The following is an 11,656-nucleotide window of genomic DNA, read 5'->3' as shown; positions in this document are numbered from 1 at the left end:
TCGCGGTCCTGGTGGTCCTGCCGGTCCTGGCGAGCCTCGCGTCCGTCGCGGTCCTGGCGGTCCTCGCGGCCGTCGCGGTCCTGGTGGTCCTGCCGGTCCTGGCGAGCCTCGCGTCCGTCGCGGTCCTGGCGGTCCTCGCGGCCGTCGCGATCCTGGCGGTCCTGGCGGTCCTGGCGGTCCTCGCGGCCGTCGCGATCCTGGCGGTCCTGGTGGTCCTGGTGGTCCTGGTGGTCCTGGCGGTCCTGGTGGTCCTGGTGGTCCTGGTGGTCCTCGCGTCCGCCGCGATCCTGACGGCCCTCGCGTCCGCCGCGATCCTGACGGCCCTCGCGTCCGCCGCGATCCTGACGGCCCTCGCGTCCGCCGCGATCCTGACGGCCCTGGCGGACCTGGCGGTCCTCGCGGTCCTCGGAAGGGCCCGTCTCCCCGGCGGGTCCGGTGTTCGCGTCCCCCGTGTGGTCGGTGTGCTCGGTGGGGTCCTGGTCAGTGACGGCGGTCACCGGTCACCTCTCCTTCTGAAGCAGCGACAGCGCGGCGATCAGTTCGGCCTGCGGCTCGGGGTGGACGTCCAGGGAATCCAGCGGGGCGAGCCGCCGCTCGCGTTCCATGTGCATGATCCGGTCCACGTGTTCGGTGAGCAGGCTGCCGCCCCGGTCCCGCAGCCGCAGCGCGCCGTGGGCGCCGATCCGCTCGGCGAGTCCCTCCCCGGCGGTGCGGGCCCGGCGGCCGCCGAGCAGCACGGTGGCCACCAGGGCGGCGATCACCTCGGGGTCCGGGGCGAGGGACCGGTCGAGTTCGCGGACCTCGTCCTCGGCGTACTCCTCCAGCTCGCGCCGCCAGCGCCGCACCGCGATCCCGATGCGGTGCTCGGCGCTGTCCGGTGCCGCGGGGTCGCGGGCCGTCAGGGCGGGCGCGGCGGCGGCCGGTTCGCGCCGCCACGCCTCGTCGACGCGTTCGTCGGCGGCGGTGACGGCGCACAGCAGGAGCGCGCTCAGACTCTCCACCAGGGAGTCGAGCAGTTCCCCGGGCGCGCAGTCCAGCGGGAAGGCGCGCCAGCGCTTCAGGGCGTCGCCGGCGAGCACGGCACCGGACTGGAGCCGGCCCCGTACGCGCGCGTGCTCGCTGTCGTACGAGGTGTCGACGGCGGAGGTGAGCCGCAGCGCGGCGGCGTACTGGGCGGCGGCCGCCCCGGCCAGTTCGGGCATCCGGGACTTCAGGGAGTTCAGCAGGCCGTACGCCGTCCGGCCGATCACGTGCTGCCGGGCGGCGGGGTCCTGCGCCCGGTGCACCAGCCAGGTGCGCAGCGCGGCCACGGCGGTGGCGGGCAGCAGACCGCCGCCCCACGCCGACTCGGGCAGCTCGGGCACGGTGAACCGGGGTACGTCGCCGAGCCCGGCCTTGGTGAGCAGGGCGGCGTACTGCCGGGACACCTCGGAGACCACCTGGTGGGGCACCCGGTCCAGCACGGTCACCAGGGTGGCGTCGTACTCCTTGGCGGTGCGCAGCAGATGCCAGGGGACGGCGTCGGCGTAGCGGGCGGCCGTGGTGACCATCACCCAGATGTCGGCGGCGCAGATCAGCTCGGCGGCCAGGGAGCGGTTGTCGGCGACCAGCGAGTCGATGTCGGGCGCGTCCAGCAGGGCGAGGCCGGGCGGCAGGGTGTCGGCGGTCTCGATGCGCAGCACGCGCGCGGGGTTCTCGCCGGGGAGCAACAGGTCGTCGCCGGGGTCCTGGTGGGGCACCCACACCCGGGTGAGGTCGGGCAGTACGCGCATGCCGCTGAACCAGTGGTGGTCCTCCGGATGGCAGACCAGGACCGGGGTGCGGGTGGTCGGCCGGAGTACGCCGGCCTCGCTGACCCGTCTGCCGACGAGCGAGTTGACCAGGGTGGACTTGCCCGCCCCGGTGGAGCCCCCGACGACGGCCAGCAGCGGTGATTCGGGGTCTCTGAGCCGGGGCACCAGGTAGTCGTCGAGCTGGGCGAGCAGTTCGTCTCGGTTGGCACGCGCGCGTGGAGCCCCGGCCAGGGGCAACGGGAAGCGTGCGGCCGCGACACGGTCGCGCAGGGCGGAGAGTGCGTCGAGCAGCTGAGGCCGTACGTCCAAGGTCACCACATGGGAAGAATGCCCAATTTTAGGGGAATTCTGAAGCATATGAGTATGTCTGCGCGCCGACCTGACACTTGGGGCGGAAGGGGCGAGTGGGGCGAGAACACAGTCCAGGCATAACGAGTGCACAACACCCGATGCGCCAGACGCCAAAAGCGATGCACGATTCGCACCTGCCTGCGATTATCGATGCTGCTTCACCGAACCTCCACATCGAGCCACGGAGGGGAAGCATCAGGGACGAGGAGCCGGGAGCCCTATCCTTGTCCCCGGTAACGTCACGGAACAGCTCGCACCCCGGGCACCACGACGTCAGGCCACCACACCAGGCCCCCGTAGCTCAGTGGATAGAGCAGGCGCCTTCTAAGCGCTTGGCCGCAGGTTCGAGTCCTGCCGGGGGCGCCACTGCCCGTTCGCCGAGGGAAGCACCCCGAAAGGCGCCGGGCGAACCGCCCAGGGGAGGGACCGGTCGAAGTGCGTCTGAGGTGCGTCGTTCTGGACGACTACCAGCAGGTGGCGGCCGAAGCCGCCGACTGGGCGCCGGTGCGGGACCGGGTGGAGGTCGTCTCCCTCGCCGAGCATCTCGACAGTGAGGACGCGCTGGGCCGAGCGCTCTTCGACGCCGACATCGTGGTCACCCTGCGCGAGCGGGTGGCGTTTTCCGGGTCGCTGATCGCCCGGCTGCCCCGGCTGAAGCTGATCGTCGCCTCCGGGATGCGCAACAGCGTCATCGACTACGCCGCCGCCGAGGCGCACGGCGTCACCGTGTGCGGTACGGCCTCCTCGTCCACGCCGCCCGTCGAGCTGACCTGGGCGCTGCTGCTCGGCCTGGCCCGGGGCCTGGTCGAGGAGAGCAACGGGCTGCGCGCGGGCGGGCCCTGGCAGCGCACGGTCGGCGCCGACCTGCACGGCCGCCGGCTCGGCCTGCTGGGCCTCGGGAAGATCGGCAGCCGGGTCGCGCGGATCGGACTGGCCTTCGGCATGGAGGTGAGCGCCTGGAGCCAGAACCTCACCCGGGAGCGTGCGGACGAGGTCGGGGTCCGCCTCGCGCCCTCCACGGAGGACCTCCTCGCGACCAGCGACTTCGTCTCCGTGCACCTGGCCCTCGGCGACCGCACCCGGGGCCTGCTCGGCGCCGCCGAACTCGCCCTGCTCCAACCGACCGCCTACCTGGTCAACACCTCCCGCGCGGCCATTGTCGACCAGGACGCGCTGCTCGCCGCCCTGCGCGAGGGACGGATCGCGGGCGCCGGGGTCGACGTCTTCGACATCGAGCCGCTGCCGGCCGGCCACCCGATGCGGACCGCTCCCCGCCTGCTCGCCACGCCCCACCTGGGGTATGTGACGCGCGACAACTACGCCACGTACTACGGCCAGGCGGTCGAGGCGATCCAGGCGTTCTGCGAGGGTGCTCCGGTACGACGGCTGCCCTGAGCGCCTCGGCGGCGCCGCTGCGGCGTCGCTGCGGCGTCGCTGCGGCGTCGCTGCGGCGTCGCTGCGGCGCTTCAGGCCGTACAGGTGTCCTGGGACGGGTACGGGCGCCAGTAGACGCCGGCGCCGCGGCGCAGGTGGTCCAGGTCGACCAGGTGGCGCCGGAGCGTCACATGGTCGACGTCGCCGTCCTCGCACCAGGCGCGCAGCTTCTCGTCGACGGTGCGCTCCGGGTACTCGACGCCGGGCGCGAAGGTCCGCTCGGCGATGTGGCGCAGTACCACCTTCTTGCGGGTCCAGCGGGCCGGGAGCCGGACCAGCCGGCCGTCCCGGACGAAGGTCCGCACCACCAGGTCGGCGCCGGAGCCGTCCGTCTCCCCGGCGGCCGGCCGGTTCGCGCGGGCGGCCCGGCGGAGCCGGTCGTGGGCGACGGCGAGGCTCCCGTCGCCGCCGGAGGTCAGTACGCCGCCCTCGCGCAGCCGGCGCAGGGCGGCGGCCGTCTCCCTCGGGGACAGCCCGGCCGTCTCGGCGACGCGCGTGGCGCTGTCCGCGCCCAGGGCCACGGCCGCGAACGCGCGCACCCGGCCCTCGTCGGCGAGGAGGCCGGCCAGGCTCGCCGCCAGGCCCGGCAGGGGGGACGACCGGTCACCGTTGTCGGTAGTCATGCGGGGAGGGTAGTGGAGACCCCGGCCCGGGGCGGAGCGAATTTCCCCGGCTGCCGCCGCTCGTGTTCCGTCCCTGTTCGAGAAGGGTGATCCGGGCCGATCCGCCGTGACCAGCCCCCGCCCGCGGCGTTGAACGAAAAGTGCGGCGGCACCCCGACCGTCGCGCTTCCCCGAGTCATAAGGAGAACGTGATGTCTCGCATCGCGAAGGCTGCCGGTGTCGTCCTCGGCACCGGTGCCGTGGTCCTCAGCGGCGCCGGCCTGGCCATGGCGGACGCGGGCGCGCAGGGTGCCGCCATCGGCTCGCCCGGCGTGCTGTCCGGCAACGTCGTGCAGGTCCCGGTGAACATCCCGGTCAACGTCTGCGGCAACACCATCAACGTGATCGGCCTGCTGAACCCGGCCTTCGGCAACTCCTGCGAGGAGACCGACGAGCACAAGGGCGGCCACGGCGGCTACGGCCGCTGACACCCGCTCGCACCACCGGCTCAGGGCCCCGGCGCACCAGTGCCGGGGCCCTGAGACGTCTCTCAGGCGTACCGGTAGATCCGGCCGTGGTCCTCCAGTTCGTCGGGGGTCACGTCCCACGGCGGGAGCTTCTGGTGGCGGGCCACGATCCGCCGGTACTGGGCGCTGCCCCGGCCGGGCGGTTCGGCGGGCTGGTAGCGGGGGTGGCCGTGCCGGCGCTGCCAGCGGGACCACTGGAGGTCGACGAAGGCGTGCACCAGCCAGAACACCGGGTCGTTCACGGAGGCCCCGCCGAGCATCGCCCCGCCGACCCAGCGGTGCACCCGGTTGTGGTTGCGCCAGGACGTGCTGCCGCGTCCGCTCCCCCAGCCCTCCAGCTTGTTGCGGAACCCCTTGCCGACCGTGGAGTCGTAGGGCGCGGTGTCGTAGACCGGGTCCTTCAGGGCCCACTCCAGGTCGCGGGCGGTGGGCAGTTGGATCGGGTCGCGGGCGCGGCCGAGGTCCCGGGTGAGGAACTCGGTGTCGGTGACGTTCTCCGTCAGGGTCCAGTCGCCCGCCGCGTGGGCGAACGGCCCGGTCGTCACCCGCTGGTCGGAGCGCCGGCCGGTGCCGCCGAGCAGGTCGGCGGTCCAGGGCTCGGCGGTCGCGGAGCGGTCCTTGGTCCAGTCCCAGTACGGCACCGTCACCGAGGAGTCCACCCGGCGCAGCGCCCGCTCCAGCTCCAGCAGGAACCGGCGGTGCCAGGGCAGGAAGGACGGTGCCATGTGGGCCGTACGCAGGTCGTCCTCGCCGTCGGAGACGTAGTACTGGATGTGGGTGCGGACGAACTCGTCGTACTCGCCCCGGCGTTTGATCTCCAGCAGGGCCTTGACGAACCGCCGGCGCTCGGTCTTCGTCAGGGTGCTGACGTCCTTACGCGTGTACGCCATGCCCGCCTCGCAGGTTGCGGCCGGGGCCGAGTTCGTCGACGGCGGCGCGGGCCGCGGCCAGCGGGGTGGGGTACGAGCGGTAGTGGTCGACCATGGTCAGCCAGGTGCCGTCGGCGCGGCGCATGAGGTGCAGCGGCCGGTTGTCCACGGTGACGTGCCAGCCGGGGGCGCCGGCCGCGCGGCCCGCGGGGTCCGCCGTGCCGCGGATGCGGCGGCCCCGGTAGGTCTCCGCGAAGGCGGTGTCCTCGGGCCCGCCGACCGCGTGCAGGACGTGGGTGCCGGACGCGGAGCGGTGCATGGCGACGGCCACCGGGGCGGCGGTCGCGGCGAGGGCGGCGGGCAGGAGCAGGCGGCGGATGGCGTTTCGCCGGGTGGTGGGGGTTGGGGCGAGGGGTGGGGCGGGGGGTGTCGCGAGGGGTTTGCCGGGGGCCTCGGGGGGCGCGGGAGCCTCGGGTGCCCTCAGCGTCTCGGGGGTCTTCGCAGGGTTCTCGGGGGTCTGCTCAGGGCTCTCGGAGGTCTGCTCAGGGTTCTCGGGGGTTTTCGTCACGCCGACGGTCATGGTTCGCTGCGCTCCTCGTCCGGTTCGGTGGTCCGTACCCGTACCCGTAACCGGCCGGCGGGCTCCGCGGTCACCGCCGGCGGGGCCGGACGGGGACGCGGGGCCCGCCGTGGGGCGTCAGGCGGCGCGGCTCACAGTCCCGGACCGAGGCCGAGACCGGCCGTCGGCACCGTCCGCACCATCGGGGTCAGCACGCCCGCCTGCGGCAGCCGCGTGGTCGGCAGGCCGTAGCCGGCCGCGCGCGGCGCGCTGAGCGGGGCGTCCAGCGCCACCCCGGGCGCCAGCGCCCGCACCTCGGAGGCGGGGGCGTCCAGGCCCACGTGGTCGAAGCGGTCGGCGCCGACCCGCGGCAGCGGCTGGCGTACGTCGGCGCCGGGCAGCCCGCCGTGCAACGGCAGTTGCGGCAGGGTCCGCTCCGGCAGCAGCCGGCCCTCGGTGTACCGCGGCCCGTCCGGCGCGCCCGGCGTCGGCACCGGCAGCTGGCCGGAGACCTCGGGCAGTTCCATGCCCAGGGCCCGCTCGGCGCCGCCCAGCGGCACCGGCACGGGGACCGTGCCCGCCGCGGCGGCGGGGGTCGCGGCGGCACCCACCGCGGCGGCCACGCCCGTGACGAGGGCGGCGAGGGTTCCTCGGGTGGTCGGCTTCATGGCAGGCACGGTCCCTTCCAGGTTCTCGGATCGGCGCGGAACGAATGCGGAACGAATAAGGAATGCCGTGGCTCAACGGCCCAGCGGGAGGCCGCCGAGCAGCCCGCCCGCGGAGTTCAGCTTCGACGTCGCGCCCTTGACGTCGTGCAGTACGGAATCCTTGTTCTCGCTGTCCAGCGCGTTCGACTGCCGGGACTGGTGCTTGATCGGCATCGGGTCGAGGGCGGGGCCCGCGGTGAGCGTGTTCACGGCGCCGTTGAGGCTGGTCGGCGTGAGGTCGGCGGTGTCGTAGGCGAACGCGGGCGCGGCGGCGCCGGCGACGACCAGGGATCCGGCGACGACAGCGGCGGCCTTCAGCGACTTCATCGTGTTCCTTTCTTCGGCGACCGAAGTCACCGGGGGAATTCTGACGCCGTGCCTAACGACATCCGCGCAATGCGGAAACTCCCGCCGCTTTTTCTCATATGAAAGTCCGGATACGGGTCCGGACACCGGGAAATGCCGTTGTGCCGGCCCGGAAGGGGGACCGGCACAACGGGTTCTGCTTTTGTCGGGTGCTTCGGGTGCTACCGGGTCACTGACGCGGCGCCTGGTTCTGCGTCTGGCCCTGCGCCTGACCCTGCGGCCGGGCCTGGGAGTTGCCGGTCTGGGACTGCGGCAGGCCGGCCAGGTCCGGGGCGGGCAGCCGGCCGGCCACCAGGCTCGCGGCGACGACGTTGACGGCGCTGGTCACGACGTTGTCGGCGGCCGGGCGGATCTGCTCCGGCTTGCCGGCCGCGCTGGTCCTGATCAGGGCGTCGACCTGCTTCTGCAGGCCGGTCATCGCCTGGGCGGAGAGGTCGGCGGCCGGGGCGTTGTCGGCGGCCGGCCGGGCCGGCAGCGTGACCGGGGCGTTGCCGTTCTGCGCCGTGCCGTTCTGGTTGCTGGCGGCCGGGGGACGGGCCGGCGTGCTGGTACCCGGGACGGTGGCCGCCTCCGAGGTGCCCGCCTTGGCGAGGGCCTCGCGGACCGCGGCGGCGTACTTCTCCGCCTGGTCCTCGGAGATGCGGCCGCTGTCGGCCTTGATGACGGCGTCGAGCAGGTCGGCGACCGGGGTGAGCACACTGCCGAGCAGGCCGAGGTCCTTGGCCTGGTCACGCAGTTCGTCGGCGTTGGGCAGCGGCGCCTGGGACGTGGCGCGCTCCCGGACCGAGTCGCCGTCGGCCGCCATCGCGACCGGTGCGGAGACGCCGAGCACAAGGCCGGCGCAGAGTGCGGAAGCGGCGAGACGCCGTGCGGGCAGACGCATGGGGGTTCCTTTCGGTGGTGCGTCGGATGTTGTGCCCACCGTGGAATCGCCGCCTGCGCGTCGCAACCGATCCCTTACTCCACGTGCCCGCCCGATCCCGGCAACCGGCACATCGTGCCTGGTCGGCGGCGGGTCAGGGCGCGTCGGCCGGGTCGGGCGCACGGCCCCCATTCGGGGCAGGGCGGTGCGCGGAGCGGGGCCGGGGTGCCGGGAAACGCGGACCGGCCGCCCGCTCGCGGAGGAACCGCGGCGCGGACGGCCGGTGCGGGGTTCGAGCCGACGTCAGTCGTTCTCGCACTCGTTGCCGAACGCCGGGTTCAGCAGACCGATGATGTCGATGGTGTTGCCGCAGACGTTGACCGGCACGTGGACCGGAACCTGCACGACGTTGCCCGACAGCACGCCCGGGGAGTGGGCGGCGGCGGCCTGCGCGCCGCTGTCGGCAGCGGCGACACCGGCGGTGCCCGCCACCGCGGCGGCGGCGACGGAGGTCAGGGCCAGGCCCTTCGCGATACGCGACATGGAGAGGTGCTCCTTGGGGGTTGACACAAACATCCGGGCGGGATGCCCGGCGCAGTGTCAACGCGTGGCGCTCACCTGAGTTGTGCCGCCAATGGAGTGATCCGCCCGGAGAGGCCCCTTCACCAATCCGACACACTTTTCCGGTTTCTCCTGATTAGTACGGAAAGCGGCTACAGTCCACACCGTCCGATGCCCCGTCCGATGCCCTGTCCGACGCACCGGCGGACGGACCCGGGTGGTGACCGGCCGGTCTCCGGCCCGTTCCGAGGAAGCCGCGCATGCTCCAGTCATCGACCGACCGCCCTCGTCCGCGGGTCCTGCACATCACCCAACCGGTGGACGGCGGGGTCGCCCGTGTGTTGACGGATCTGACGCGGGCTCAGCTCGCGGCCGGCCTGGAGGTGGCGGTCGCCTGTCCGGACGGCGCCCTGGCCGCCGTACTGCGGTCGCTGGGCGCGGACGTCCGGCCGTGGGCGGCGACGCGCGCGCCCGGACCCTCGCTCGCCGGGCAGGTGCGGCGGCTGGCGGACGTGGTCGCCGCCGTGCGGCCCGATCTGGTGCACGCGCACAGCGCCAAGGCCGGGCTCGCCGGGCGGCTCGCCGTGCGGGGGCGGATTCCGACCGTGTTCCAGCCGCACGCCTGGTCGTTCGAGGCGGTCGGCGGCGCCGCGGCCGGGCTGGCGCTCGGCTGGGAGCGCTGGGCGGCGCGGTGGGCGGCGCGGGTGGTGTGCGTCAGCGAGGGGGAGCGGCTGCGGGGCGCGCGGGCCGGGATTCGCGCCCGGTGGGCGGTGATCCCCAACGGCGTGGACGTGGACCGTTTCCGTCCCGCCGCCGACCCGGATGCCGATGCCGATGCCGATGCCGTACGTCCGTCGCTGCTGTCCGGCGGCGGGCCGGGCGCGCCGGTGGTGGTCTGTGTCGGGCGACTGTGCCGGCAGAAGGGGCAGGACCTGCTGCTGGCGGCGTGGCCGCGGGTCGTGCGGCGGGTACCCGGGGCCCGGCTGGTGCTGGTCGGCGACGGACCCGACCGGGCCCGGCTGGCGGCCGCGGCACCGGAGTCGGTGCTGTTCGCGGGGGGTGTGGCGGACGCCGCACCCTGGTACCGGGCGGCCGGCCTGGTGGTGCTGCCGTCCCGCTGGGAGGGCATGGCGCTGGCTCCGCTGGAGGCGATGGCCTGCGGCCGGCCGGTGGTGGTGACGGACGTCGACGGCGCCCGCGAGTGCCTGCCACCGGCGCTCGCGCCGCACTGTCTGACCCCGCCCCGGGACCCGGCGGCGCTCGCCGACGCGGTGACCGCGCTGCTGCGCGACGCGCCGCTGCGCGCGGCGTTGGGGCGGCTGGGCCGGGACCACGTCCGCGCCGCCCACGACGTACGCCGTACGGCGGCGGCGGTCACGGCGCTGTACGGCACGTTGCTCGACGGCCGCGCAGCCGACGCGACCGGCGCGACCGGCGCGACCGGCGCGACCGGCGCGACCGGCGCGACCGGCGCGACCAGGGACGCATGCCCCACGCCCCTTCGGTGCCCCACCGAACAGACCAGCCAGCAGAGCAGCCAGCAGAGCAGTCAGCACCCCGGCGAGCGCAGGGAGTCCGTCCACTCGTGACCGCGGAAAGCACCGTCCCCAGCTCCGCCGGGCAGCCGTGGGATCTCGGCGCCTCGACCGTGTCGGTCCTGCCGCCACGCGCCGGCCCCGGCGCCCGTTCCTTCCCGGCCGTCGTGCGCCCGGCGGGGAAGCCCGCCGCCGCGCTGCCGCTGCTCCTCGCCGACGGCGCCGGCGCGGTGACCGGCACCCTGGCCCTCACCGGCGCGCCCCGCACGCCGCTGCTCGCCGCCCTGCTGGTGGCGTTCTCCCTGCTGGCCCGCCCGACGGGCACCGCGCACCCGCCGGGGCTGCTGGCGGAACTGCCCGCCGTGTGCGGCCGGATCGCGCTGGCCTGGCTGGCGCTGGCCACGCTGACGGCGGCGTACGCCCCGCACCGCGCGCTGTCCGCGCCGGTCCTGCTGCTGGGGTTCGGCGCCCAGGCGGCGGTGAGCTGCGCGGCCCGCGGTGCCGTCCACCACCGGCGGCGCACCGCGCTGCGGGCCCGCCCCCGGGCGGCCCTGGTCGTCGGGCCGGCCGCGACCGCGCGGCGCGTGGCCGCCGCCGTGCTGCGCGATGCGGGGTGCGGGGTGCGGCCGGTCGGGATCGTCGCCGACGCGCCGGACGGCGGTGCCGGGCTACCGGTACTGGCCACCGGCGAGGAGATCCGCCGGGCGCTGGTCCGGGACGACGTACGGGAGATCCTGGTCGCGCATCCCGCCGTGCGGGCGCGGCAGGGGCCGTTGCTGCGGGCGCTGGCCGAGTCCGGGCGCGCGGTGTGGGAGCTGGACACCGAGCCGCCCGGCACGCCCTCGTACCCGGGCGGGCGGGAGCGGCTCGCCGGGTTCCGCTGCCGCCGGCTGACGCTCGGCACGGACCGGCCGGGCGGGCGCGGCAAGCGGGCGCTGGACCTCGTGGTCTGCGGTGCGCTCCTGCTGCCGGCCGGACCGCTGCTGCTGGTCTGCGCGGCGCTGCTGCGGATCAGCGGCGGGCCGGGCGTGCTGTTCCGGCAGGAACGCGTCGGGCGGCACGGCCGGCCCTTCACCCTGCTGAAGTTCCGCACCCACCGCCCGGCCGACGCGCACGAGTCCGCGACCCGGTGGAGCGTGGCCGACGACCGCCGCATGCCCCGGTTCTGCCGCTTCCTGCGGCGCACCTCGCTGGACGAGCTGCCGCAGCTCTGGAACGTCTTCCGGGGCGACATGAGCCTGGTCGGCCCGCGCCCCGAACGGCCGTACTTCGTCGCGCAGTTCAGCCGGAGCCACCCGGGGTACGCGGCCCGGCACCGGATGCCGGCCGGGCTCACCGGGCTGGCCCAGGTCAACGGGTTGCGCGGCGACACCTCCATCGAGGACCGGGCCCGGCACGACAACGCCTACATCGACGACTGGTCGCTGTGGCGGGACGTGTGCATCCTGCTGCGCACGGCGGCCGCGCTCGTGCGGCCCACGGGGAGCTGA

The 11,656-nt window shown here is 74.9% G+C and carries 12 protein-coding genes, 1 tRNA gene and 1 pseudogene; 5 read left to right on the top strand and 9 right to left on the bottom strand.

Annotation, left to right across the window (positions count from 1 at the left end; translation table 11 throughout):
- Together ACTT8P_RS27710 and ACTT8P_RS27705 are read right to left on the bottom strand one after the other, a co-directional pair.
- Positions 1-497, bottom strand: a pseudogene (locus ACTT8P_RS27710) (hypothetical protein); the annotation flags it as partial.
- 3 nt (positions 498-500) lie between these two features.
- On the bottom strand, positions 501-2,111 hold the full coding sequence (locus tag ACTT8P_RS27705) for a dynamin family protein (RefSeq protein ID WP_442834486.1): 1,611 nt from the start codon (positions 2,109-2,111) through the stop codon (positions 501-503).
- Positions 2,112-2,434: 323 nt separating this feature from the next.
- Between ACTT8P_RS27705 and ACTT8P_RS27700 the strand changes: the two genes are divergently transcribed.
- Both ACTT8P_RS27700 and ACTT8P_RS27695 read left to right on the top strand, forming a co-directional pair.
- Positions 2,435-2,510, top strand: a tRNA-Arg gene (locus tag ACTT8P_RS27700).
- Between the two features lie 69 nt (positions 2,511-2,579).
- Positions 2,580-3,539 carry a D-2-hydroxyacid dehydrogenase family protein gene (locus ACTT8P_RS27695; protein WP_442834485.1) on the top strand — a complete coding sequence of 320 codons (960 nt, stop codon included), beginning with the start codon at positions 2,580-2,582 and terminating at the stop codon, positions 3,537-3,539.
- 71 nt (positions 3,540-3,610) lie between these two features.
- Here ACTT8P_RS27695 and ACTT8P_RS27690 read toward each other — a convergent pair whose 3' ends face one another.
- The gene (locus ACTT8P_RS27690; RefSeq protein ID WP_442834484.1) at positions 3,611-4,201 is read right to left on the bottom strand and encodes a DUF2087 domain-containing protein; all 591 of its coding nucleotides are present in this window, start codon (positions 4,199-4,201) and stop codon (positions 3,611-3,613) included.
- Between the two features lie 191 nt (positions 4,202-4,392).
- On the opposite strand from ACTT8P_RS27690, the gene ACTT8P_RS27685 reads away from it, so the two are divergent.
- A complete protein-coding gene (locus ACTT8P_RS27685) occupies positions 4,393-4,668 on the top strand; it encodes a chaplin (protein WP_442834483.1) in 276 nt (91 codons plus the stop codon).
- A gap of 62 nt (positions 4,669-4,730) precedes the next feature.
- On the opposite strand, the gene ACTT8P_RS27680 is transcribed toward ACTT8P_RS27685, so the two are convergent.
- The 6 genes from ACTT8P_RS27680 to chpG form a co-directional block, all read right to left on the bottom strand.
- Positions 4,731-5,597: a tyrosinase family protein gene (locus tag ACTT8P_RS27680; protein ID WP_442834482.1), complete on the bottom strand. Its 867-nt coding sequence runs from the start codon at positions 5,595-5,597 to the stop codon at positions 4,731-4,733.
- A complete protein-coding gene (locus tag ACTT8P_RS27675) occupies positions 5,581-6,156 on the bottom strand; it encodes a tyrosinase cofactor (RefSeq protein WP_442834481.1) in 576 nt (191 codons plus the stop codon). The genes ACTT8P_RS27680 and ACTT8P_RS27675 overlap by 17 nt, the downstream gene beginning before the upstream one ends.
- A gap of 131 nt (positions 6,157-6,287) precedes the next feature.
- Positions 6,288-6,803, bottom strand: coding sequence for a hypothetical protein (locus tag ACTT8P_RS27670; RefSeq protein ID WP_442834480.1), 516 nt, complete (start codon positions 6,801-6,803; stop codon positions 6,288-6,290).
- 72 nt (positions 6,804-6,875) lie between these two features.
- On the bottom strand, positions 6,876-7,169 hold the full coding sequence (locus ACTT8P_RS27665; protein WP_442834479.1) for a hypothetical protein: 294 nt from the start codon (positions 7,167-7,169) through the stop codon (positions 6,876-6,878).
- Positions 7,170-7,377: 208 nt separating this feature from the next.
- Positions 7,378-8,091, bottom strand: a complete 714-nt coding sequence (locus ACTT8P_RS27660) for a hypothetical protein (protein WP_442834478.1) — start codon at positions 8,089-8,091, stop codon at positions 7,378-7,380.
- Positions 8,092-8,373: 282 nt separating this feature from the next.
- Complete coding sequence (gene chpG / locus ACTT8P_RS27655) at positions 8,374-8,613, bottom strand: chaplin ChpG (protein ID WP_442834477.1); 240 nt, start codon at positions 8,611-8,613, stop codon at positions 8,374-8,376.
- A gap of 278 nt (positions 8,614-8,891) precedes the next feature.
- On the opposite strand from chpG, the gene ACTT8P_RS27650 reads away from it, so the two are divergent.
- Together ACTT8P_RS27650 and ACTT8P_RS27645 are read left to right on the top strand one after the other, a co-directional pair.
- Positions 8,892-10,220 (top strand): glycosyltransferase, encoded by a 1,329-nt coding sequence (locus ACTT8P_RS27650; protein ID WP_442834476.1) that lies wholly within the window; start codon positions 8,892-8,894, stop codon positions 10,218-10,220.
- Positions 10,217-11,656, top strand: a complete 1,440-nt coding sequence (locus ACTT8P_RS27645) for an exopolysaccharide biosynthesis polyprenyl glycosylphosphotransferase (RefSeq protein WP_442834475.1) — start codon at positions 10,217-10,219, stop codon at positions 11,654-11,656. The genes ACTT8P_RS27650 and ACTT8P_RS27645 overlap by 4 nt, the downstream gene beginning before the upstream one ends.

Source organism: Streptomyces sp. JW3, assembly GCF_052216785.1.
Lineage (GTDB): Bacteria > Actinomycetota > Actinomycetes > Streptomycetales > Streptomycetaceae > Streptomyces.
The sequence above is the reverse complement of the archived record's forward strand: the minus strand, read 5'-3'. Positions and strand labels throughout refer to the sequence as shown.

Bases quoted from the DNA above. Each gene is read 5' to 3' on its own strand.
- ACTT8P_RS27690 (WP_442834484.1), bottom strand. From the start codon at position 4,201: ATGACTACCGACAACGGTGACCGGTCGTCCCCCCTGCCGGGCCTGGCG.
- ACTT8P_RS27685 (WP_442834483.1), top strand. From the start codon at position 4,393: ATGTCTCGCATCGCGAAGGCTGCCGGTGTCGTCCTCGGCACCGGTGCC.
- ACTT8P_RS27680 (WP_442834482.1), bottom strand. From the start codon at position 5,597: ATGGCGTACACGCGTAAGGACGTCAGCACCCTGACGAAGACCGAGCGC.
- ACTT8P_RS27675 (WP_442834481.1), bottom strand. From the start codon at position 6,156: ATGACCGTCGGCGTGACGAAAACCCCCGAGAACCCTGAGCAGACCTCC.
- ACTT8P_RS27670 (WP_442834480.1), bottom strand. From the start codon at position 6,803: ATGAAGCCGACCACCCGAGGAACCCTCGCCGCCCTCGTCACGGGCGTG.
- ACTT8P_RS27665 (WP_442834479.1), bottom strand. From the start codon at position 7,169: ATGAAGTCGCTGAAGGCCGCCGCTGTCGTCGCCGGATCCCTGGTCGTC.
- ACTT8P_RS27660 (WP_442834478.1), bottom strand. From the start codon at position 8,091: ATGCGTCTGCCCGCACGGCGTCTCGCCGCTTCCGCACTCTGCGCCGGC.
- chpG (WP_442834477.1), bottom strand. From the start codon at position 8,613: ATGTCGCGTATCGCGAAGGGCCTGGCCCTGACCTCCGTCGCCGCCGCC.
- ACTT8P_RS27650 (WP_442834476.1), top strand. From the start codon at position 8,892: ATGCTCCAGTCATCGACCGACCGCCCTCGTCCGCGGGTCCTGCACATC.